The sequence below is a fragment of the Pseudoflavonifractor sp. 60 genome (assembly GCF_009911645.1).
Classification (GTDB): Bacteria; Bacillota; Clostridia; order Oscillospirales; family Oscillospiraceae; genus Lawsonibacter.
On sequence record NZ_QWKI01000113.1, the window covers coordinates 17366 to 40307 of the forward strand.

25 protein-coding genes and 2 pseudogenes are annotated in these 22942 nt (G+C 50.9%); 19 read left to right on the forward strand and 8 right to left on the reverse strand.

Annotation, left to right across the window (positions count from 1 at the left end):
• Positions 1–94: 94 nt before the first annotated feature.
• Positions 95–1357 (reverse strand): hypothetical protein, encoded by a 1263-nt coding sequence (locus tag D1646_RS12600; RefSeq protein WP_160636795.1) that lies wholly within the window; start codon positions 1355–1357, stop codon positions 95–97.
• Between the two features lie 75 nt (positions 1358–1432).
• Here D1646_RS12600 and D1646_RS12605 point away from each other — a divergent pair, with 75 nt between their 5' ends.
• The 4 genes and pseudogenes from D1646_RS12605 to D1646_RS12620 all read left to right on the forward strand — a co-directional run bounded on the left by D1646_RS12605 (position 1433) and on the right by D1646_RS12620 (position 3093).
• Entirely contained in the window at positions 1433–1630 is a 198-nt protein-coding gene (locus tag D1646_RS12605) for a type II toxin-antitoxin system HicA family toxin (RefSeq protein ID WP_160636796.1), read from the forward strand.
• A gap of 14 nt (positions 1631–1644) precedes the next feature.
• Positions 1645–2043, forward strand: coding sequence for a type II toxin-antitoxin system HicB family antitoxin (locus tag D1646_RS12610; RefSeq protein WP_160636797.1), 399 nt, complete (start codon positions 1645–1647; stop codon positions 2041–2043).
• Positions 2044–2574: 531 nt separating this feature from the next.
• The gene (locus tag D1646_RS12615; RefSeq protein WP_160636798.1) at positions 2575–2838 is read left to right on the forward strand and encodes a type II toxin-antitoxin system RelB/DinJ family antitoxin; all 264 of its coding nucleotides are present in this window, start codon (positions 2575–2577) and stop codon (positions 2836–2838) included.
• Positions 2831–3093 (forward strand): annotated as a pseudogene (locus D1646_RS12620) (Txe/YoeB family addiction module toxin). The gene D1646_RS12615 and the pseudogene D1646_RS12620 overlap by 8 nt, the downstream one beginning before the upstream one ends.
• 93 nt (positions 3094–3186) lie before the next feature.
• On the opposite strand, the gene D1646_RS12625 reads toward D1646_RS12620, so the two are convergent.
• Genes D1646_RS12625 through D1646_RS12655 form a run of 7 tightly spaced genes read right to left on the reverse strand, consistent with a single transcriptional unit; the run spans position 3187 to position 9401 of the window.
• Positions 3187–3855 carry a hypothetical protein gene (locus D1646_RS12625; protein ID WP_160636799.1) on the reverse strand — a complete coding sequence of 223 codons (669 nt, stop codon included), beginning with the start codon at positions 3853–3855 and terminating at the stop codon, positions 3187–3189.
• Between the two features lie 4 nt (positions 3856–3859).
• Positions 3860–4819, reverse strand: a complete 960-nt coding sequence (locus D1646_RS12630; protein ID WP_160636800.1) for a hypothetical protein — start codon at positions 4817–4819, stop codon at positions 3860–3862.
• Between the two features lie 36 nt (positions 4820–4855).
• Positions 4856–7234 carry a hypothetical protein gene (locus D1646_RS12635; protein WP_160636801.1) on the reverse strand — a complete coding sequence of 793 codons (2379 nt, stop codon included), beginning with the start codon at positions 7232–7234 and terminating at the stop codon, positions 4856–4858.
• A gap of 15 nt (positions 7235–7249) precedes the next feature.
• Positions 7250–7519, reverse strand: a complete 270-nt coding sequence (locus D1646_RS12640) for a hypothetical protein (RefSeq protein ID WP_160636802.1) — start codon at positions 7517–7519, stop codon at positions 7250–7252.
• On the reverse strand, positions 7516–7677 hold the full coding sequence (locus tag D1646_RS12645) for a hypothetical protein (RefSeq protein ID WP_160636803.1): 162 nt from the start codon (positions 7675–7677) through the stop codon (positions 7516–7518). Before D1646_RS12645 ends, D1646_RS12640 begins: the two co-directional genes overlap by 4 nt.
• Positions 7678–7692: 15 nt before the next feature.
• The gene (locus tag D1646_RS12650; protein WP_160636804.1) at positions 7693–8088 is read right to left on the reverse strand and encodes a hypothetical protein; all 396 of its coding nucleotides are present in this window, start codon (positions 8086–8088) and stop codon (positions 7693–7695) included.
• Complete coding sequence (locus D1646_RS12655; RefSeq protein ID WP_160636805.1) at positions 8088–9401, reverse strand: hypothetical protein; 1314 nt, start codon at positions 9399–9401, stop codon at positions 8088–8090. The genes D1646_RS12650 and D1646_RS12655 overlap by 1 nt, the downstream gene beginning before the upstream one ends.
• 414 nt (positions 9402–9815) lie before the next feature.
• On the opposite strand from D1646_RS12655, the gene yhdJ reads away from it, so the two are divergent.
• The 15 genes and pseudogenes from yhdJ (at position 9816) to D1646_RS12730 (ending at position 22804) form a co-directional block, all read left to right on the forward strand.
• Positions 9816–10769 carry an adenine-specific DNA-methyltransferase gene (gene yhdJ, locus D1646_RS12660; protein ID WP_160636806.1) on the forward strand — a complete coding sequence of 318 codons (954 nt, stop codon included), beginning with the start codon at positions 9816–9818 and terminating at the stop codon, positions 10767–10769.
• 2 nt (positions 10770–10771) lie between these two features.
• Positions 10772–11383 (forward strand): hypothetical protein, encoded by a 612-nt coding sequence (locus D1646_RS12665; protein ID WP_160636807.1) that lies wholly within the window; start codon positions 10772–10774, stop codon positions 11381–11383.
• Positions 11384–11543: 160 nt separating this feature from the next.
• Positions 11544–11765: pseudogene (locus D1646_RS23980) on the forward strand (phosphotransferase); the annotation flags it as partial.
• A 362-nt stretch (positions 11766–12127) separates the two neighbouring features.
• The gene (gene tet(32) / locus D1646_RS12675) at positions 12128–14047 is read left to right on the forward strand and encodes a tetracycline resistance ribosomal protection protein Tet(32) (RefSeq protein WP_002602099.1); all 1920 of its coding nucleotides are present in this window, start codon (positions 12128–12130) and stop codon (positions 14045–14047) included.
• Positions 14048–14128: 81 nt separating this feature from the next.
• Complete coding sequence (locus D1646_RS12680; protein ID WP_002602098.1) at positions 14129–14473, forward strand: helix-turn-helix transcriptional regulator; 345 nt, start codon at positions 14129–14131, stop codon at positions 14471–14473.
• Between the two features lie 323 nt (positions 14474–14796).
• The gene (locus D1646_RS12685) at positions 14797–15564 is read left to right on the forward strand and encodes a class I SAM-dependent methyltransferase (protein ID WP_002602097.1); all 768 of its coding nucleotides are present in this window, start codon (positions 14797–14799) and stop codon (positions 15562–15564) included.
• Between the two features lie 204 nt (positions 15565–15768).
• Positions 15769–16215 carry a sigma-70 family RNA polymerase sigma factor gene (locus D1646_RS12690; RefSeq protein WP_002602096.1) on the forward strand — a complete coding sequence of 149 codons (447 nt, stop codon included), beginning with the start codon at positions 15769–15771 and terminating at the stop codon, positions 16213–16215.
• Complete coding sequence (locus D1646_RS12695) at positions 16205–16408, forward strand: helix-turn-helix domain-containing protein (protein WP_002602095.1); 204 nt, start codon at positions 16205–16207, stop codon at positions 16406–16408. The genes D1646_RS12690 and D1646_RS12695 overlap by 11 nt, the downstream gene beginning before the upstream one ends.
• Positions 16409–16941: 533 nt before the next feature.
• Positions 16942–17340, forward strand: coding sequence for a plasmid mobilization relaxosome protein MobC (locus D1646_RS12700; RefSeq protein WP_002602094.1), 399 nt, complete (start codon positions 16942–16944; stop codon positions 17338–17340).
• Entirely contained in the window at positions 17312–18934 is a 1623-nt protein-coding gene (locus tag D1646_RS12705) for a relaxase/mobilization nuclease domain-containing protein (RefSeq protein ID WP_002602093.1), read from the forward strand. The genes D1646_RS12700 and D1646_RS12705 overlap by 29 nt, the downstream gene beginning before the upstream one ends.
• Positions 18935–19120: 186 nt before the next feature.
• Entirely contained in the window at positions 19121–19312 is a 192-nt protein-coding gene (locus tag D1646_RS12710; RefSeq protein ID WP_006058351.1) for a hypothetical protein, read from the forward strand.
• Positions 19302–20060, forward strand: a complete 759-nt coding sequence (locus tag D1646_RS12715) for a phage replisome organizer N-terminal domain-containing protein (protein ID WP_002605636.1) — start codon at positions 19302–19304, stop codon at positions 20058–20060. The genes D1646_RS12710 and D1646_RS12715 overlap by 11 nt, the downstream gene beginning before the upstream one ends.
• Positions 20057–20914 carry an ATP-binding protein gene (locus tag D1646_RS12720; protein ID WP_002605635.1) on the forward strand — a complete coding sequence of 286 codons (858 nt, stop codon included), beginning with the start codon at positions 20057–20059 and terminating at the stop codon, positions 20912–20914. Before D1646_RS12715 ends, D1646_RS12720 begins: the two co-directional genes overlap by 4 nt.
• Positions 20911–21093: a transposon-encoded TnpW family protein gene (locus tag D1646_RS12725; RefSeq protein WP_002605634.1), complete on the forward strand. Its 183-nt coding sequence runs from the start codon at positions 20911–20913 to the stop codon at positions 21091–21093. Before D1646_RS12720 ends, D1646_RS12725 begins: the two co-directional genes overlap by 4 nt.
• Positions 21094–21193: 100 nt before the next feature.
• Positions 21194–22804 (forward strand): recombinase family protein, encoded by a 1611-nt coding sequence (locus tag D1646_RS12730; protein ID WP_002605633.1) that lies wholly within the window; start codon positions 21194–21196, stop codon positions 22802–22804.
• Positions 22805–22942: the final 138 nt, after the last annotated feature.

A 22942-nucleotide genomic window follows, 5' to 3' on the forward strand; every position in this document is an offset into this window, starting at 1 on the left:
AAAAACAAGGGGCTGAGCGCAAGGGTTTCCCCATGCGTTCAGCCCCGATTGGCTCTTACCGTCCGGCCAATTCCGGCGGCGATATTTTATTTTGTTAAACTCCGGGCACTCCTGCCGCGGTTGCCAGCGGAAAGTCATTGACCGAAGTACAGTTGAGCTGCATTGCTCCAGTCTGCCCCAGGGGGCGGGAGAAACCGGTCAGCAGATGGCGCTCCACAGGCTCTCCCGGCTTGTCTGTCCGCCGGATGGTCACCAAGTTGTTCTCAACCAGGTGGAACAGCTGAGAGGTCTGTACCGTGACGGACTTCTGGAGGACCGTGTTCCGCTTCAGGTGGAACTCCGCCAACTCCTGACACTGAGCGTCGGCGTAATAGGCGGTATCGGTCATGCGCCGGGTGCGGTATCCCAGGATGTTGACGTTGGTGTCGCTCCGGGGGTCCAGGTTGACGGCCCGACCCTTGGGGATGGGTCTGTTCTCGTCCAGAGCGGTCCCGCGAACAATGATATCATTATATACTTCGGTGTTTTTGGCGGTGTAGGTTGCCCCCAGGAAGGTGATCCGCTCTGGGGAAAACTCATATTGTACCGGCTTGTCCCTGTCCAGGATGTCCTCATAGGCCGCGTCAATCCGGAAGTGCCCGGTCTGGTCGTACCCCATCCAGCCCACCAGCATTTTGTTTACTTCCAAAAACACCTCCGCATAGGTGCCGTTCTCGCTGTCGCAGCGGTAGGTGTAGGGGGCGGTAAGCCAGGAGGCAGGGGTTCCATCCGGGAGGTTTACGGTGCGGTTGTTGTAGTAGGTTGTGAAGACCGGGGGGAGGTGGTCCACCGGCTGTCCGTTGCCCCGGTCCTTCTGAAGCAGGGTGGCAACCGCGGTGAACAGGTTTTCTCCCTGATTGATTTGATAGACGCCCTCCAGATTTCCGAACAAAGTCCCATCCAGGTACGCCCACTTGTCCACCAGATTGTACCGGGCAGACTTCCGCCCGGGTTCAAGGGTTTCCTCCGGGTCCCTGACATAGAACACGCCCTGAGGGAGGTAGTAGTCGGTGCCGTCCGGCAGGATCAGCCCCTCCATCAGGCGTATCTGCTGCCCGAACCAGACCTTGTTGACATTAAAGTCATAAGCTCCATCCAGGTTGGAGAGGGTGACCGTGGCCTGCCTGCGCTGGCCGTTCTGGAGGTTGACAGTCAGTTCCCCCTCCTGGAGGAAGGCCCCCGCCCGGCGGTTTTTGGGGTTGTTGTCGATGGAAAAAGCCAGAGAGCCGTCCGGCTGAAGAAAGTCCAGCCGCGCCAGCTTGAGAAATGGACCCTCCAGAGCGGTTAAGTAGGCCGCCCAGCGTTCCCGGTCGGTCAAGGGCATCGCCTCCTTTTGATTGACACGTGTTGGAGCACGTGCTATAATTTTTTGTAGGGTAAAAGGGGTGGTGAGGTGAAAAGCTATTCTTCCAGAGAGGTGATCCAAATGCTGAAAGCGGACGGGTGGTTTGAAGTCTCCTGCGTAGGGGACCACCATCAGTTCAAGCACGATACCAAGCCGGGGAAAGTCACGGTCGTACACCCGGAAAAGGATATGACAAAGAATATACTAAAAAGCATTTCTAAACAATCCGGGATTATTTTCCCTTGAATGGAGGTTTTACAGTGAAAGACCGTTATTTTTTTCCTGCCATTTTCAACTATGCCGAGGATGGGATATCTGTATCATTCCCCGATCTGCCCGGTTGTCTGACCTGCGCCCACGATACCAATACAGCCTTCTTGAGAGCGCAGGAAGCTCTTGGCCTTTATCTTTTCGATTCTGAGGACTGCGGCGAAACCATCCCGGAGCCGTCGGATATTCATGCGTTAAGTCTGGGAGAGGGAGATATCCCCGTTATGGTGGAGGTTTATATGCCTGTCATCCGGGGGAAAGCTCAAAAGACCACGATGAAAAAAACTCTGACGATTCCCAGCTGGCTCAACGCTCAGGCGGAGCAGGCTGGAATCAACTTCTCCCAGGTCCTTCAAGAGGGCTTGAAGCAAAAACTCGGGGTCCAATAATTCCCTCTGCCGTTCATAAGGGCGTCGATGTAGAGCTCCAGGCGGGCAAGGCCGGCGGGAATATCTGACAAAAACCGCCTCCGTTTCATCGTTGACAAAACGGGGGCGGGGGGGTATAATAAGTACAGAAGGGCGCTGTTACTTTGACGGTCAGCCCTAATGCAACAAACGGATTAAACCGTTAGCCGCTCGGGTAGGGACCGGGCGGCTAACACGCTTTTGGGGCGGTGAGAAGCAAAATCATAATGACAATGCCCAAACACACCACGACACGAAAGATAAACTTCCGAACATCGTTTCCCATCAGCAACCACCTCCCCCCTTTTAAGTCTCGCAACGGGGTATTAACGGTGGGCCAACCGCCTGTATGTAACAGCGCACTTCGTCCCGTCTGGCTGACGGGCACGCTTATCATACTCTCTGCGCCGTGTTTTGTCAAATCCTGCCGCCTGTGAGGGCGGTCGTGTTTTTATTGACAGTGTTCCTACACTGTGTTACAATATCCATACATTTTAGAAGGGAGCTGACCTTATGGCCCAAACCACCCTCAGCGTCCGCATGGATGAGGATGTAAAATCCCGCTTTGACGCTTTCTGCGCGGAAGTGGGGATGAACGCCTCCGTTGCCGTCAATATCTTCGTAAAAAAGACCCTCCTGGAGCAGCGCATCCCCTTTGAGATTTCCGCCGACCCATTCTGGAACGAGGCCAACCAAGCCGTCCTGCGCCGGTCCGTTGCCCAGTTGGACATCGGGAAGGGTACAGTCCATGAGCTGATGGAGAAACAGGATGATTAAGTGCTGGTCTGATTCCGCCTGGGAGGAGTATACAGCCTGGCAGGCGAAGGACCCTAAAATGGTGAAGCGCATCAACAAGCTCATTCGTGACGCCGAGCGGGACCCCTTTCAAGGCATCGGGAAGCCGGAACCGCTGAAGGAGGATTTGGGGGCTGGTGGAGCAGGCGCATCGACGGGACCAACCGCCTTGTCTACCGGGTCCGAAATGGGGTTTTGGAAATTGCCCAGTGCGGGACACACTACGGAAATACCTGATTTGCCGCCTGACTGGGCGGCATTTTTTATGCACCAGGACCTTTGGCGCTGCTGTAAGCCGCTTTGTCGCTACATGGCTTGGGGTCACTCCTTTCAGACCGCGGGGCCAGCGGTTAGCATTCCACTCCATGCGTTTTGGTGGAATTGCCCCTCTACAAGGTCATATAGCCCAATGGTATTAGCCGGATCTATGCAGGGGATAAAGTCACGTATAAGCGAATCCTGATTGTATACTTTAGCGGAGTAGAGCTTGGCTTTAATACTTTTATTAGATGCTTCGTGGGAAAATAAGTACAATCTTCCCCCTGAGTAACCAACTCTACTAACACTTGTCACAAACTCGCCATTGATACGAAGGTCACGTGCTAAACTGTCCCAATTTATAAGCGCCCTAACATTGGATATATCTGCACTTATGGATTTTGTTAGCGAAGATGTTTGCACGCCTATAGTATCTGAAGATGTTCTATACAATCGAATATTTCGGTTTGATACAAGTAAATTCCCGAATATATATTCATCTCCACTTGTATAATTTTCTGCCATTATATCTACGATAATTTTGTCATCATAAAGACTTGGGGAATATCCGGTATCAATACCGCAATAGTTATCCGATTGTATGTACTCGACCTCCCGATACCCTAAAGGAAGCCTTCCAGAAACATTTTCCAATATTGCTGTTAGATTTCGGTCGCCTGTAACCTCGAAGGTATACTCTGGCGCATTGTAGACGTTTTTCCCATTTTCCTGCCAATTCATAAATCTATGGCCATCCAATGAAATGGTATTCACAGTTACTATCATCCCGTCCGATGCAACCCCCGCCGCCGGTTACTGTGCCGCCCTCCGGCGGGTCAGCAGTCAGGGCGATGGTGCGCACATAGGCAGGCAGGCCAGATTCATACGTTCCCGCCACGCCAAACAGCGATACCCCTTTTTTGATGTTTTCCGGAAGAAGGTTTGCGTCCCCCTGGACGGTCTGTGCTCCGGTCAAGTATTTCCCAGCCGGGATGATTTGATTGGCGGCCCCAGGGATTAAAGTCTGCGCTCCTTGCGTATCAAGCTGCATTGTGGCTGTTTTTGTGCTGCCAGGTACGTACCCCTCATCCTGGGCAACGGTGGCGGTAATCTCTCCAGCGTTATCCACTGCTATTGCGGGAGCTCCCAGCTCAGCGGTTTGCACCGAGCGGCTCACCGCCTGGGGGTAGTACCCGGCTGGCACCGCCACCTGAGGGCCGCTGGCGGTCACGTCGCTGTCTCCCCGGGTTGCAATCGTCCCGGTCACCTTCCCGGCAGCCACATAGGCGGTTTTGGGGGCGAGAATATCCCCCGCCGTGGCGGTAGCGTCGGAGGTGCTGGTCCCCAGCTCCAGGGTCCCCGTCACCACGTTCCCGCTTTGGTCAATCAGTTGCTTGTCCTTCAGCAGGTCCCCGGGCTCCCCTGGATTAGTCAGCGCGGGGAGCGCCGCCCCGGTCCCCGTCACCTTCCCCGTGCCGTCGTGGTAGCCCCGGGGGATGGTGTAGCTCTCCCCGCCTGCCACGCTCACCTGCTGGGGCGGATTGTTGGGCATCGTCCCCGTCACCGGGGCGTTCTGGTCGTTATAAAACTGCTTCCCCGCCAGGACGTCTCCCGCCGTACCGCTGTTGGCCAGCGTGTCCAGTTTGGGGTCGCATGTTACCTGATATGTGCCGGGCCCCGGGACCTCAAAACTCACCGTTCCCATAGTTTCCTCCTTTTTTTTGTCAAAGACGGCAGATGGTCAAGGAATCACCTTCGTCTGATTGAATCCGTTCCCCGTCACGGTCACGCTGCTGCCGGCTGGCCCGCTGGCGGTCAGGGTGATGGCTCCTTCAAACACTAGTCCTACATAGTAGGTCAAGTCTCCGCTCACCACAGCCGTCTTTTGGGCGGAATCCGGCCCCAGGACGGCGCTCACGGCGTAGTTTCCGCTGGTGGAGGGATAATACACCACCGGCCCCGCCCACGTCTCAGAGAGGACTACAGCGCCGTTTGCGGCAATGGTCACCAGGGAGCCAGCGGGGGCCGTCACCACAATGGCCGCCCGTTCTGCCTTCTCTTCCGGCTCCATCCCGCCATTCCAGTCTCCGGGGCCGCTGATGATAGACACCCCCTCCGCATCTCCCGTCTCGACCCAGGGAAAGGTTCCGAAGTAGGGCTGAGGCGCCTGATTGTCCCCGGTCTGGAAGGACACCGCGGCCCCGGTCTCGATTCTCCACAGATTCCCTTTCCGGTCCCGCAGAAATTTGGGGTCCAAGCTCACCGACAGGGCCCTCAGCCGGTCCGCCATATCCACGGTGTCCCGGTACTGGTTGCTCTTATAGTCCACCTCCCCGATGTAGCCCGTCAGCGTGGAGCTTTGATAGTTACAGGAGCTGGGCTGGCGGTTGGGATAGGGGGTAAAATTCTGTAAAAGCTGGGGGACATTGTTGTTGGTAATGCTGTCGGTACTCACCGAATTTCGGAACACGTGGGCCTCCTTCACATGGTAGGCCCCATCCTCCAGCTGTGTGCGCAGAATGGTCCAGTTCCAGAACATGGGTGTTATGGGATTGGAGATCAGCGGGGCAGAGACATAGGTGTTCCCTCCGATGACAAACAGGTAGTAGGTGTAGGTCTCCTGGTTGCGAAATCCCTCGTCCAGCAGTTCAAAGGTGCCAATGGGGAGATTGGCGACCAGGTGTAACCGGCTTTCCCCCTCCCGGCGGCGGTACAGTGCGATACCGGTAATGGTGTCGCCCACGGGGGCTATGTTTCCGCCGTTCAAGCCCCGATAGAATCCCGCCAAAAAGCGAGTGTCCAGCGTCCAGTCCAGCTCAAAGGCCAGATTGGTCAGCAGGTCATTCAGCAGCGTACCGGACGCCTCCCCGGCCAACACCGTCAGCCACTGGCATCTCTGCTCTCCGTACAGGGTAATTCCCGAAATGGCCGGCTGTACCCAGGTTAGAGGGTAGGTGATCTTCCGCCAGGAGTAGGTCCCGCCATTGGGGTACAGGCTTGGAGAGGGGAACAGAGTAGTCTGGGGAAACAGTCCCCCCTGCCGGGTGATGTGATAAAAGTGGACCTCCCTGGGGGTTATCACAAGCCGCATGGGGCTATTGGGCACGATCCCCGGCATACTGTCCGACCACAGGACAGTCCCGTTCAGCTCCAGCCGCACCAAAGCGGGCGTCACATGGAAGGTCAGCCCCGGCGCAATCTCAAATACCGGCGACGTTCCGGAGGCGGGCAGATATCCGCTCCAGGCCAGCGTCCAAGGTGTGTCAATGTCCAGCGCGCCCCCGTTGCGCTCTGTCCAGCTGACAGAGGACCCGGCGGGGAGATTCAGGATCCCGTTTTGGATGGTATAGGGTCCGGAGGCCGTACCGGGGATGTAGGACACCAGCGGCCACCGCAGGGCAATTCCCTCAATGGGATGGCGGCAGGCATCCACATAGCCCAGCATATCCGACACCTGGTATTGAACGGTAAAATCGGTCCACCCCGTATCCGCTCTCACGCCATTCTCGGTCTGGATGAGGCATCTAACCCGGTAACTGGCGCCGGTAAACAGGCCGTCGTAGCTGACCTTGATCTCCCCGGAGCCATAGATGTTCCCCGAGTCCTCCAGAGGGGTGTCCTCGTGGCCCGCCTCGCACAGCATCCAGCGGAACCAGTCCAGCCCGTCCCCCTGCACCTGGGTATAGAGAGCCGTAAACTCCGCCTTGCGCCCTGTGACAGGATTTGCAAAGGACTGGATGGACAGGGAGGGGGCGGCACGGGTTATAAACCAGGAGGGGGACAGCTGCTGCACGCTCCCGCCATTCCAGAACTGGGTGATCTGCATCTTGTAGCCGTTGGCGTACCCGTTGACCAGCCCGGCATTGGGGATGGTCACAGAGAAGTATTGGATTTCTCCCGTTGCACTGACGCCCCAGAATGGAGATATGTTTACTTTTCCGCTGTTGTATACCCGGCTGGCCGCACCGGTATTCTGGAAAATCTCGATTTGGTAGGCCGTCAGGGCGGAGTTTCCATTGACCTGCCAGGAGACGGTGAGCGGCTGGGCGGCGTCCACCGTTCCACCGCCCTGTCCGGCGAAGGAAGAGGGAAATATGTTGGTCGGCTGATAGAGTGCCATAGCGCCCCTCCTTTTTTATCCTATCACCACGGCGTTGCTCAGCCCATACACCCACTCCACCGTTACCGTGTCGCCTGCCTTAGCCCCCGCCATGGAGGCCAGATAGGGCAGGTTCATTACCGCAGGGTCAAAGGGCTCCTGCACTCCCATCGTGGTCCCGTTGGGGGCGGAGACCACGGTCATGGTACGGCGGCGGACGCAGCTGCGTGTGGCGTCCTCGGCAATTTTTCGGACCCAGGGCTCCAGGGCTTTTTGGATGGCCCGCACCTCGTCCTGTCCGCTCACAGCTCCACCACCTCGACCAGCTCCAACCCATTCGGGCAGGGATTGCGCAGCAGGGCGGCCGCTTCACTCTCCGCCTCCACCACGAAAATTGTCTTGCCGCCGGAGGGGGCGCGGCAGGTGATTTGGTAAGTCTTCTGAATTACGTTGGTTTTCAGCATAATTGCTCCTCTTTTTTAGGTGATTGTAATGGTTGCGCTGCCATTACTTGTTAAATTCATAACTCTCCCGATAAAAGAAATGTATTTTCCTTGGTCAAAGTAGCCCATGCGCAATCCAGTAATTATATTTTCGTTAGTCGATACCGCGTCAGCCAATACAAACGGTGAAGAGCTCCCCACATCAACAACCGATACGCAGACAAAGTATACACCAGGCAGCACATTATACAGAGTTTGAGCGGTTTTCTTTGAAATATATATTACAGCAGGGGAGATTTTCCCGTTTTTATTCTCTGAATAATCGAACGATACCTCGTAATTCGAATCATTACGAACCGTAATTGTGCTTGCGTAAACCGGAAATTTGATATCTCCCTGCGGCGCTTGGATAATGACCGGATTATTCAGCATTATTCCACCTCCTGAATATTGACGTACACCGATAGGGTGGCCGTGGGCGCGGCCTCCGCTGTAAAGGTCAAATTGTTTGCCGCCTGGGCGGTGAGCTTGATTCCGGCGTTGTAGTATGCGGTCTGGCTGGCGGCGGTGGGGACAGGGGTTATCAGCTGAGCCGCCTCGTTGGCGGAGACGCCCTGCACAGTGACCATCTGCCGGTTGGAGGACCAGCCGGAGGCGGACAGGGTGACCAATTGGGAGCTAATACCACCGCTGCCCTGCCCGGTACTATTGAATTGAACAATATTCCGGGTCCCGTTGTCTTCGACCTTCGGAGGGGCCGCACCATACCACTCAACAAGAAGGTTCCCTGAGATGAAATTGTTGCCCGTCCCGGGGCCCAATATTATGGCGGTGGTTCCCGCGCTGGGCGGGAAAAAGATGTTGCCGCTCACCAGACAGCTGGAGCTGAAGTTATACACCGTATCGGAGGTGTTCAGCAGTTGGAGTTCACGCAGCCAGGTGTTATTGGCAACAATGCTGCCGTTGCCAATGTCGCTGAGGAGAATCGTCCCCGCTGAAGACCATAAGTTATCGGAGATATGGACACAAGGGGCGACCCTGGTCCCGGAGGGCCGCTTTGATTGGATTGTATCCGCCATAAAATTGTTGCGGGTGATTTCTACCGTTCCGGAGCAGGAAATCAACACCGCTGTCACACCGCTCTCAAATGAGCAGGCGTCGATTTGATAGAATCCCCCAAAGGTTTCGCAGCATAGCGCGGTATCTGCGCATTGAGAGAACTTGCACCCCTGAATCCGGCACCCGCCTGCAAGGACAATTTCAATCCTGGACTGCCCCGCCGCCAGAGGATACCCACTCCCGTCATAGGCAAGATTGAGCAGGGCGCAATTGGACAAGAGGGATATCAGAACTCCGTTGGCTCCGTTTCCCCCGGAAGTGGCCCGCTTGAGGACGGTGGCCCGCCCGTTTCCGCGCAGGCTGACATTTGTCTGGACGGTAATGGGGCCGCCCAGATGATAGGTCCCGTCCAAGAGCACAACCTCTCCCCCGCCTGTCAGGGCAGTGAGCGCGGCTTGGATTTCGGTATTGTCATCGACTCCGTCGCACAAGTAGTCGCAGTCGGCGGCGGTCCACCCGGCGGTGGAAGTGCCGACAACAAACCGGCAGACGCGTTTTCCCCCGCCGCCTTGGGCGTCCAGGTTCTCCAGGGTCGTGCTGATGTCGTTCAAATTCTCCGCGCTGATGGGGGGCTGCTGATTATTAACCCACCCGGGATTTTTATATTTTCCATTTATGATCGGCATTGTGGACCTCCTCTCAAAATCCTTGACGCCCAGCAATACCCCAGCCTGTGCAGGCAGATGGACGACGATGGGCAGGGCGGGATGGCATTCGAGATCGAGAAAGGGTGGCTGAGTTTCCGGCTAACTGCCCCATATAGCGAGGAACGGCGCAGCAAGGCCAGCGCCTGGGCAAAGGAGCGAGGGATACAAGTCACTCGCTGATTATTATGATTGGTTGCAGCAGGGCATAGTCTTGCTGCAACCTTGCTTATAACCAACCTGCACCGAAATGACTGACCTAAAATGTTTCTGTGATTTAGCACAAAAAGGATTGAAGAAAGAGGAAGATGCTGTTATAATACAAAATGGATAGTTAATGATATCCCAACTATGCGAGTGGAGTTTGTGGAACATCAGTGCGAGGAAAGGATTAATATGTGCCAGCAAACTTTATTTGATTATATTGAAACAAACGCATCTGTCTTGCAAGAACCGCTCCATTTAGCGGAATATGATTTTAATGACATCTTTATCACAACCGATGACCTAATTCAAGAGCATAGCAAATATTCTCTTGCAGTTTTGGGCGACGCCATCAGTGTATTGAGAAAAATCAAAAGCGGTGTTGTTGATTTGATTTTTGCAGATGCTCCATATAATATCGGTAAGGACTTTGGAAACAATCAAGATAAATGGAACTCTGTTGAAGATTATATTGCTTGGTGCAAAATTTGGCTCGATGAATGTATGCGTATACTAAAAGATAATGGCACTTTGTATTTTATGACGGCGACGCAGCACATGCCATATCTTGATATTTATATGAGCCAAAAGTATCATGTCCTATGTAGAATAGTATGGACATATGACAGTTCTGGTGTTCAATCAAAGAAAATGTTTGGATCACTTTATGAGCCTATTTTGATGGTAACAAAATCCTCAAATTCACGGTACACTTTCAATGGACAAGATGTTTTGGTGGAAGCAAAGACTGGTGCGCAACGAAAGCTTATCAATTACAGAAAAGATCCACCTCAACCCTACAATACGCAGAAAGTTCCGGGTAATGTATGGACGTTTCCTCGTGTCCGTTTCAAAATGGACGAGTATGAGAACCACCCAACACAGAAACCGGAGTCTTTGTTAGAGAGAATTATTAAGGCATCTTCAAATGAAGGTGATCTTATACTAGACCCATTTGCAGGAAGTTTCACCACATCAGCTGTAGCCGTCAGCTTGAATCGTAGGGCTATTGGGATTGATATCAATGAAGAATATTTTAGGATTGGTTTGAGGAGAACTGGAATTGCTAGCACATACCAGGGTGAGAGTATAGAGAAGGTAAAGAGGCGAAAGACAACTGCCAAATCAAAATATGTGAGGGGCTAAAAATGGAAAGCTTTGTTCGAGAAATTATAGAAAAGCACTTTCCGGGCCAATCTCAGCAGATATACGAAGAAAGCTTGCTAATTCAATATTTGGATAAGAAATCCGGAGCAATCCATGGAACAGCAAAAACAAGGCGGAGTTTGGCGAATTACTATGCCATCTACTCAATTCTGAATTTTTATGTAGATGAGTTCTTTGGCAAACCGGATAAATACAAAAAGTTTGAAGGGTACGAATATACAAAGCTGTTTGTTTTCTATCGCGGATTGTATGGAGGAAGCAAACTCCAGAACCACGCCTTAAATAGTAGGGTAAACGGAGAGTTCCGAAACAAAGTTCATACAGATAAGGACCTTATAATTATAAATGATGGAAAATACGCATTACACATTGATTTCTTATATGTGTTAGGCCAAGATATTAGTCGGGTCGCAAAAGAAATTATAGAGAAGTATGTTGATCTCCTGATAGAAAAAGACCATGCGTTACTTACTGCCCTTGCAGCAATGCTCATGTACGGTAAGGAAGCAAGCAACCGAAAACAAGAGATAGACCGCCAGCACTACACTATTCCGAACCAAAGACCAAAAGATAAGCATTGTGGGAAAATCTAAACTTTTGGATTTTCCTACAATGCCGACTACGGCGGAATCCTTCCCACTCCTTATATCTTTATTTCCGTATACATTGAATTTGTATTTAGTAAATGCTATAATGTCCCTATTCAAATTATAAATGTGTTGAATTAGTTACATGTACATATTTTTTGTGCCGCATAAATACCCTGTTGAGGTTGTCGTTCTTTGTCCAGATGTGGAAACAATAAAAGGAAGGGAACGATACAGGGAGAAAACAGGCTATTCCGGCTTTACGGTTGAAACCTTATACGATACATTTATGCAGACAACACCACGGATCGGCTTTTGGCTGGACAATTCCAACCAAACACCACAGCAGACAGCAGAAACCATTCTGAACGCCAGAAAGTCGGTATGATTGTTACATATAAGGGGAAGAAAAATTTCTTTTAGGTACTTTCTTTCCTAAAACTAATGTGATATAATAGCATCATTCCAAAAAAGGAGTAAAAAATATGCGGCAAGGTATTCTTAAATAAAACTATAATCAAATAGTGGGAACAAAGGATTATGATAGTCCCTTTTGTGGGGGCTTGGTTTTTTGTACCCAATTTAAGAATACTTTTGCCTTATCAATTTTGACATATCCGAAAAACAGCAATCACAAACAGGTGTATGCTGTATATGTGTATGTCCGCAAATTATAATCCCCAGTGGTAAAAGTATTTTACTGCTGGGGATTTTTATGCCCTTTTGGGGCTGTAAAAGGAGGACAATCACATGAAAATAATCAATATTGGAATTCTCGCCCATGTAGACGCAGGAAAAACAACATTGACGGAAAGCCTGCTGTACACCAGTGGAGCGATTGCGGAACAAGGAAACGTGGATAAAGGAACTACAAGAACAGACACTATGATTTTGGAACGGCAGCGCGGAATTACCATTCAGACAGCGGTTACTTCTTTTTGCTGGAATGATTATAAAATCAATATCGTGGACACTCCCGGTCATATGGATTTTTTAACCGAAGCATACCGCTCTTTATCTGTCCTTGACGGAGCTGTTTTAGTCATTTCGGCAAAAGACGGCGTACAGGCACAAACCCGTATATTATTCCATGCGCTTCAGAAAATGGACATTCCGACAATTATCTTTATAAATAAGATAGACCAAAATGGGATCGACCTGCGGCGTGTTTACCAAAGCATTAAAGATAAACTTACCAGTGATATGATTGTCATGCAGGAGGTTTCCCTGTCGCCAAAGATAACCATGACCGATATTTCTGATTTGGACAAATGGGATATGATTATTTCCGGAAGCGATGAACTATTAGAACGATATGTTGCAGAGGATTCTTTGGATATACAGGAATTACAATATGAAAAGTGCAAAAGAACCAGATGCTGCTCTTTGTTTCCTGTTTATCATGGGAGTGCAAAAGACAATTTAGGAACAGAAAAACTGATTGAAGCGATTACAGAAACTTTCATTACAGAAACAGACGATATTCAGTCTGAATTATGTGGATATGTTTTTAAGGTTGAGTATACAGAGCGGAAAAAACGGCTTTCTTATTTACGCCTGTATCATGGGACGCTCCATTTACGGGATACCCTGCTGCTGTCAAAAAAGGAAAAAATAAAGATTACAGAAATGTGTATTCCGTCAAATGGTGAAATCGTCCCGGTTGACCATGCCTGTCCGGGAGAAATTGTTATTTTAGCTGATGATACTTTGAAACTGAACGACATTCTGGGAAATGAAAAACTCCTGCCTCACAAAACACGGATTGATAATCCCATGCCATTACTTCGGACAACGGTAGAGCCGCAAAAGCCGGAGCAAAGGGAAGCCCTGTTAAATGCCCTCACAGAGATTGCTGATACAGACCCTCTTTTGCATTTTGACATTGATACTGTTACACATGAGATTATATTATCTTTTTTGGGAAAAGTACAGTTAGAAGTTATTTGTTCGCTATTAGAAGAAAAATATCATGTGGGCGTGGCTATGAAAGAGCCTTCGGTTATTTATCTGGAAAGACCGCAAAAAAAAGCGAGCTACACGATTCATATTGAAGTGCCGCCGAATCCGTTTTGGGCATCTATTGGTTTGACTGTAACACCGCTTCCTGTTGGAAGCGGAACACAATATAAAAGCGAGGTATCTCTCGGCTATTTAAACCAAAGTTTTCAAAATGCCGTCATGGAGGGTGTGCGTTATGGAATGGAGCAGGGCTTATATGGCTGGGGAGTGACAGACTGCCAAATTTGTTTTGATTATGGAGTTTATTACAGCCCGGTCAGCACCCCCGCTGATTTTCGTTTTCTTGCGCCTGTCGTGTTGGAGCAGGCATTGAAAAAAGCAGGAACACAACTGTTGGAACCATACCTTTCCTTTACCCTTTTTGCACCGCAGGAATATCTTTCACGGGCTTATAATGACGCACCAAAGTATTGCGCAATCATTGAATCAACCAGACTTGAAAAAGATGAAGTTATTTTTAAGGGGGAAATCCCTGCCCGTTGTATTGGTGAATATAGAAATGATTTGAATTTTTATACAAATGGAAGAAGTGTCTGCATTACAGAATTAAAAGGGTATCAGGAAACTTCCGGCGAGCCTGTGTTTCAGCCACGCCGCCCGAACAGCCGTTTAGACAAGATCCGGCATATGTTTCAGAAGATAATGTAACATCTTGCGCAATGCAAACGTTCATTGCTGGCTATTGCGAAATATCATTGATAAAATCAGCATCAGAGAGGAGGAACCATTTTGAACCAGAAACAGACGGATATTACAACAGGAAAGCAAATACGTCATCTGCGAACACAATCGGGAATGACACAGGAAGAACTGGCTGGGAAATTGAATGTTACCCGGCAGGCGCTATCGAATTGGGAGAGAGATGTTAATGAACCCGATTTAAATACGTTGAAAAAAATTTGTTTTCTTTTTGGAGTCCACATGGACGATTTTGCGAAGGAGGTAATAACAAAAATGGAAACATGTGAAAAAAAGAGAAACGACAATTTAATAAGTATGATATGGCAATTGGACTTTTTTATGGTGTCGGGATATTTCTTGGCATTGGTATTTTCTTTGTTGGCGGTTTTATGACAATGTCGGGTGCAGGGTGGGGAGCATCACTATTTGGCGGTGGCTGTTTTTCTCTTGTATTTGGCTTGATATGCCATGCAGTTATTACATTGAGAAGAAATGACAAATGATGACATATCCTGCTTTCTAGTCTTTTCGGTCATATCGCGTAAAAAAGCCGCTGCTTTTGGCTTTCCAATAGCGGCGGCAAAGGGAAATATCCTTTGAATACCTTACAGAAGAAAAGTTTTGCAGCATTATAAAAATAAAAGCCTATACCATTTTGGAAAGAAAAGATACATAATAGTCAAGACGGCAACAATCAGAAGTTATGGAGGGTAACAATGGAATATAGTAAGGAAGATTTAATGGAAGCAAAAAGGCAAATTTTGGGAGTGGGAGAGAACATGGGAACAGAGGAAAGCAAAAAGATCTGGGAGAAAAACGCACAATTTTGGGATGATGCAATGGGTGACGAATCCAATGAATTTCACAGAGAGGTAGTACGTCCCAAAGTAACGGAACTTCTCTCTCCTGATCCTTCGGATTACATTTTGGATATTGCGTGCGGCAATGGAAATTATTCTTCGTATCTTGCACAGAGAGGCGCTTCGGTCGTCGCTTTTGATTACAGCAAAAAAATGATAGAATTGGCTAAAAGACGGCGATCACAATATGCAAAACAAATTGAGTTTTGCGTAGCGGATGCGACCAATAGAGAAAGCTTATTAGGATTAAAAAGAAATCGAGCCTTTACGAAAGCAGTTTCTAATATGGCAATTATGGATATTACGGATATTGAACCGCTTTTTATGGCTGTTTATGAACTATTGGAGGAAAACGGGATTTTTGTCTTTGCAACGCAGCACCCTTGTTTTATCACATTGACTGAAAAATATATGACACCGCACAGTTACTATGATATAGCGATCGAAGGGCAGCCGGAGGAGCAGATTTATTATCATCGTTCCATACAAGATATTTTTAACCTTTGTTTCAGAGCTGGATTTGTCATTGATGGATTTTATGAAGAATGTTTCAAAAACAATAAAGAAATTCCTATGGTAATGATAGTAAGGCTTAAAAAGGTAAAACGTGATAGCTTAAAATAAATTCAAGTTTGCCGGATAAATAGCAAACCCGGCCGAGCCAGTCAACGGTCAAGATGAACGGGCTTCGCCCGCCGTTGACAGCCCCGCCCGGTTTTGCAGTTAGGCAGTCAAGGAGCGACAGCCTAAAGTGCTGCCGCCCCTTACTATCATAAAAAGCAACTACTAACCAGCCACAGCCCTTTTGGGAGGAAAGGGGGATTTTCCATGACCTGTACAGAAGAATATCGGGAACATATCGAGTACACTTTCCATGCCTTTTGCAAAGTCGTTATCCGAAATGCAACGATCAACGCAGCGAGGACACGGAGCAGGAAGCACAAAAGAGAAATATCCCTTGAATACCTCACAGACGAAAAGCACTACCCTTTAGGCACGACAGATGAATATTTCCAAGCCCCGGAGCCGGACGAGGAATACATACTTACCCTTTGCGGCGATACGGTCATTTTCAGCAGCGGTTTACTTGCGGAAGCCCTGTCACGGCTGGACGAACGGGAGCGGGAAATGATTTACCTGTCCTTTTTCAAGCGTATTCCACAGCACGAAATTGGCAGACAGTACGGGCGCAGCCGCAGCACAGCGGGCTACCATATCCGAAAAGCCCTACGGCAGCTCCAAGCGGAAATGGAGGGAATGGCATATGAGAAATAATAGGCTTCTCCCCTATGAAACAATCGTCCAAGCCGCCAGCGGGGAGCCGGAAGCGGTGGGAACTGTATTGCAGTATTACCGCCGCCGCATACAATGTGCCGCCCGTGTGAATGGACGGGTAGACCAAGATACAGAGGACTACATCACCCAGACGCTTCTCACAGCTATTTTCAAGTTCCGCTTTGGGAGATAGCCCTACCGCCTACAACTGAATAACCGCCGCTTCGCCGGCAACCAGAAAGCAGTAAATCTATTCAACAGATTTGCTGCTTTTTTTCGTTCCTGTTTGGCATTTTTGAAAATCCCCAGTATGAAAAAACAAAAGGGAAAATAGCCGCCGCAGTTGGCAAAATCCCTTACTTATCCGTAGAGGGTATCAAAGAAAAAAATACTGCCATTGTCCGCCTATTCCGGCTTGCGTGGTGTTGTAGGGAATAGAGGGGAAATTCTAAAAATCTCCGTCCATTTTGCTTTGCGTGGTGTTGTAGGTAGTGAAAGGAAAATTTTCAAGATAAGCCGGAATAGCGGGTAGCAAAGCCCTTTTGAAACGTTTTGTTAGCGGAAAGGACGGGAGCCGGGGAACGCCGGAGTTTTTCAGAGCAAGATTCTACCGAGGTGCCAAAATTCGCTCTCCGCTTATTTTTGCCCCTGCGGGAATCTTGTTGGGGAGTGCCTTCCCCAAACCCTGCTATGCGCCCTGTCGGGCGAGAAAGGAGGTCACAGACCATGCGAAAGAAATACAATACGCCCCACCGCCGTCATGTGGTAAAGACCCGCATGACCGATGAAGAATACGCCGACTTCACCGGGCGGCTGGCGGCTTATGAAATCAGCCAGTCCGAGTTTATCCGGCAAGCCATACGGAAAGCGACCATACGCCCCATTGTCACCGTTTCCCCGGTCAATGACGGGCTGCTTGCCGCCCTCTCCAAGCTCACGGCAGAGTACGGGAAAATCGGCGGCAACTTAAACCAGATTGCCCGGAGCCTGAACGAATACGGAAGCCCCTACCGGGGGCTGGAAAAGGAAGTGCGGGGAGCCGCCGCCGACCTTGCCGCCTTGAAGTTTGAAGTCTTGCAGAAAGTAGGTGAAGCCGTTGGCGATACTCAAACATATCAGCTCTAAAAATGCCAACTACGGGGACGCTGAAAAATACCTCACATTCGAGCATGACGAGTTTACCATGAAGCCCACCCTTGACGCAGACGGGCGGCTCATACCGAGGGTAGACTACCGCATATCCTCTCTGAATTGTGGCGGGGAGGATTTTGCCGTTGCCTGTATGCGCTCCAATCTCCGCTACGGCAAGAACCAGAAACGGGAGGACGTAAAGAGCCACCACTACATCATCAGCTTTGACCCACGGGACGGCCCGGACAACGGCTTGACCGTTGATCGGGCGCAGGAGCTGGGCGAGAAGTTCTGCGCCGAGCATTTCCCCGGACACCAGGCCCTTGTCTGCACCCACCCGGACGGACACAGCCACACCGAAAATATCCATGTGCATATCGTCATTAACAGTCTGCGGATTGCGGAGGTTCCCATGCTGCCCCACATGGACAGGCCAGCGGACAGGAAAGCAGGCTGCAAGCACCGCTGTACGGACGCAGCTATGAACTATCTGAAAGCCGAAGTCATGGAGATGTGCCACAGCGAGGGGCTTTACCAGATAGACCTTTTGAACGGCAGCAAAGAACGCATTACCGAGCGTGAGTATTGGGCGCAGAAGAAAGGACAGGCTGCCCTTGACAGAGCCAACGCCCCTATTGCTGCGGACGGTATCGCGCCCCGGCAGACCAAGTTTGAAACGGATAAGGCGAAGCTGCGCCGGACTATCCGGGAAGCCCTTGCCGCTGCTTCCGGCTTTGATGAGTTTGCCGCCCTGCTTCTCCGGCATGGTGTGACCGTCAAGGAGAGCCGGGGGCGGCTAAGTTACCTCACGCCGGACAGGACGAAGCCAATTACCGCCCGGAAGCTGGGGGACGATTTTGACCGGGCTGCTGTCCTCTCCGTTTTGGAGCAGAACGCCGCCAGAGCCGCCGAAAAACCCGCAGCCATAGCGGAATACCCCGGCAGTATCAAAGACCGCTTACGGACGAAAAAAGAAGCGAAAAACGCCCCGAACAATGACGCTGTACAGCGCATGGTAGACATAGCCGCCAAGCGAGCCGAGGGGAAAGGACGGGGCTATGAGAAGTGGGCGACCATGCACAACCTCAAACAGATGTCGGCTACCCTCATGCTCTACCAGCAGTATGGCTTTTCTTCCCCGGACGAGCTGGACGCTGCCATTTCCGCAGCCAACACCGCCACGCAGGAGAGCCTTGCCGGACTGAAAGGGCTGGAAGCCGCTATCCGGGAGAAAAAGGAATTGCAGCGCAACCTTTTGGGCTATATCGGCACGAAGCCCGCCCGTGACGGTCTGAAAGCGCAGAAATCGGAGAAAGCCCGGAGAGCCTACCGGGAACAGCACGAAAGCGATTTTATCATAGCGGACACAGCCGCCCGTTATTTCCGGGAGCATGGAATAACCAAGCTGCCAGCCAGCAAAGCCCTGCAAAGGGAGATTGAGCAGCTTACCGTCCAGAAGAACGCCGGATATAACGACTACCGGGAGAAACGCCAGCGGGCGCAGGAGCTTCAGACAGTCAGACGCAATATCGACCAGATTTTAAGGGGCGCACCGAGCCAGCAGAAAAAGCGTGAACAGGAGCGTTAAAGACCGCCCCGAAATGATACCGAAACCCTACAAAAATACAGGTATGATATGAACCCTTACCGCAATACTCCCCGACTTCCAAACGGGGCTTACAGGGCAGAAAAAGCCCGAAAATGATACCGAGAACATACAGAAAATGCCCCCTATCCCGCTACACCGATAGGAACGGCAGAAAGGAGCTTACCATTGCCGAGAATGAGCAAGAAGCGGCGGCTGGAATGGTCTTTCTTCCTCAACCACCGCAACCGTATCACTTACAACGACCTATGCCGGGGCTGCACCCGTGACTGCAAACAGAGCTTCCGGGCGGTTATCATACTATGCCCTCGCTATTATTCCAAACGCTGGAAAAAGGAGGACGCAGCCTATGGCAGATAACCGCAAATATTACTACCTCAAGCTGAAAGAGAGCTATTTTGACGATGATGCAATCGTTCTGCTGGAAAGTATGCAGGACGGCGTTATCTATTCCAACATTCTCTTGAAGCTGTACTTGAAATCGCTGAAAAACGGCGGGAAATTGCAGCTTGACGAGAATATCCCCTACACCGCCCAGATGATTGCGACCATTACCCGCCAGCAGGTAGGTACCGTAGAGAGAGCTTTGAAAATCTTTATGAAGCTGGGGCTTGTGGAGCCTTTGCCAAGCGGCGCACTCTACATGAGCAACATTGAGCTTTTAATCGGCCAGTCCTCTACCGAGGGGGAGCGCAAGCGCAGGGCGCGGCTGGCTTTGCAGGAACAAAAAGCCCTGCCGCAGACAGGGGCGGACAAATGTCCACCATATCGAGCGGACATTTGTCCACCAGAGATAGAGATAGAGAAAGAGATAGATATAGAAATAGAAAAAGAGAGAGAGTTAGAAACGGGACACCCCGCCCCCGCCGCCTATGGCAGATACCACAATGTCATTCTTTCCGATACGGAGCTTGACGGGCTGAAAACAGAGCTTCCCGGCAAGTGGGAGTATTACATTGACCGCCTATCCTGCCATATCGCTTCCAGCGGGAGGAAATACAAGAGCCATGCAGCCACGATTTTCAAGTGGGCGCAGGAGGACGCAGCCAAGAAAGCCCCGAAAAAGGGCATACCCGATTATACCTGTAAGGAGGGCGAGAGCTTATGACGAATGGATTTGATGAAATGATTTTGAATATGACCGACACCACGCCGGAGCCGGAGGACTACACCGGCGAGGACGGGCTTTTATACTGCGGGAAGTGCCACAAGCCCAAAGAGGGCTATTTCCCCAAAGAAACCGCCGCATGGCTGGGGCGTGACCGCCACCCGGCAGAATGTGACTGCCAGCGGGCAGAGCGTGAGGAACGGGAAGCCGCAGAGAAACAGCGCAGTCACCTTGAAACTGTCGAGCGGTTGAAGCGGCGGGGCTTTACAGACCCGGCTATGCAGGGCTGGACGTTTGAGAACGACAACGGCAAGTGCCCGCAAATGGAACACGCCCATTTCTATGTGGAGAACTGGGAAACCATGAAAGAGCGCAACATTGGCTATCTGCTATGGGGCGGCGTTGGCACAGGCAAGAGCTATTTTGCGGGCTGTATCGCAAATGCCCTTATGGAGCGTGAAATCCCCGTGTGCATGACAAACTTTGCATTGATATTGGGTGACCTTGCCGCCAGCTTTGAGGGCAGGAATGAATATATCTCCCGACTTTGCAGCTTCCCGCTGCTTATCCTTGACGATTTTGGAATGGAACGGGGAACGGAATACGGCTTAGAGCAGGTCTACAACGTGATTGACAGCCGTTACCGCAGCGGCAGGCCGCTGATCGTCACGACTAATCTCACGCTGGAGGACTTGCAGCACCCGGAGGACACCGCCCACGCCCGCATTTATGACCGTCTGATTGAAATGTGTTCTCCTGTCCGCTTTACCGGGAGCAACTTCCGAAAAGCCACGGCGCAGGAGAAAATGGGACAACTGAAAAAGCTGATGAACAGAAAGGAGAGCCGCCTATGACCAACACCCCAAAGAATGACCGCAGCACCCGCCGCCCGGATTGCGTGACGGAAATCCGCATAGGTAATTCTGTCCTTGTCGTTTCCGGCTATTTCAAGCAGGACACCACCGCCACCGCCGCCGATAAAATGCTGAAAGTGCTGGAAGCGGAAGCTGCTACACAAAAATCGGCAATTTGACGGGACGTAAAGAAGCAGAAAGGACTGTACAGCCAGCCCCGGCGTGTGGTATGATAGTCATACGGAATAGTGGGGCTGGCTGTCGGAAATGGAGGACACTATGTTAAGACAGACCACCCGAAACCTTATTACCGCCCTTTATCCGAGATTATCCCACGAGGACGAGCTGCAAGGTGAGAGCAATTCTATTTCAAACCAGAAGCGTATTCTTGAAACCTATGCGAAGCAGAACGGCTTTTCCAATCTGCAATGGTACACAGATGACGGTTATTCTGGGGCGAACTTCCAAAGACCCGGTTTTCAAGCCATGCTTGCGGACATTGAAGCCGGAAAAGTCGGCACCGTTATCGTCAAGGATATGTCACGGTTAGGGCGAAACTATCTGCAAGTGGGAATGTATACGGAAATGATTTTCCCACAGAAAGGCGTCCGCTTTATCGCTATCAATGACGGAGTGGACAGCGCACAGGGCGACAATGATTTTGCCCCTCTGCGGAACATTTTTAACGAATGGCTGGTGAGAGATACGAGCAAGAAAATCAAAGCAGTAAAACGGTCTAAGGGTATGAGCGGGAAGCCCGTCACGAGCAAACCCGTATACGGCTACTTTATGGACGAGGACGAAAATTTTATCATTGACGGGGAAGCCGCCCCTGTTGTGCGGCAGATTTACAGCTTGTGCCTTGCCGGGAACGGGCCGACCAAGATAGCCCGTATGCTCACAGAGCAGGAGATCCCCACGCCGGGAACGCTGGAATACCGTCGGACGGGAAGCACCCGCCGCTACCACCCCGGCTATGAGTGCAAGTGGGCGACCAATACCGTGGTACATATCCTTGAAAACAGGGAGTACACGGGCTGTCTGGTAAACTTCAAGACGGAGAAGCCGTCCTACAAGACCAAGCACAGCGTAGAGAACCCCATTGAGAAACAGGCGATTTTCGAGAACCACCATGAGCCTATCATTGACACCCAGATGTGGGAGCGTGTGCAGGAGTTACGCAAGCAGCGCAAACGCCCGAACCGCTATGATGAAGTGGGCTTATTCTCCGGCATACTCTTTTGTGCCGACTGCGGCAGCGTCCTTTACCAGCAGCGTTACCAGAACGCCACCCGCAAGCAGGATTGTTATATCTGCGGGAGCTACAAGAAGCGTACCCGTGACTGTACGGCGCACTTTATCCGCACCGACCTGTTGACCGCCGGAGTGACCGACAATCTGCGGAAAGTCACCAGCTATGCAGCGAAGCACGAAGCCCGGTTTATGAAGCTGCTGATCGAGCAGAACGAGGACGGGGGCAAGCGCAGGAACGCCGCAAGGAAAAAGGAGCTGGAAGCCGCCGAGAAGCGTATCAGCGAGTTATCCGCTATCTTCAAGCGGCTGTATGAGGACAGCGTGACCGGGCGCATTTCAGACGAGCGTTTCACGGAGCTGTCGGCAGACTATGAAGCCGAGCAGAAAGAACTGAAAGAGAGAGCCGCCGCTATCCGGGCAGAGCTTTCCAAAGCGCAGGAAGCCACGGTAAACGCAGAAAAGTTTATGAATGTTGTCCGCAAGTACACCAGCTTTGAAGAACTTACCCCTACCCTTTTGCGTGAGTTTGTGGAGAAAATCGTTGTGCATGAGTGCAGCTATGACGAGAACGGCACACGCAGACAGGACATTGATATTTATTACTCTTTCGTTGGCAAGGTAGACCTGCCCGAATGACCGCCCGACCTATCCGGCGCAATGCGCAAACGCCGGATAGGAACGGCAAAATTTTTTACACTTCTACTACTTCTTTATCACACATCAGCAAATAGAACGGGCCACAAGCGTTGATGAGAAAAAGCTGAAGATTAGTGA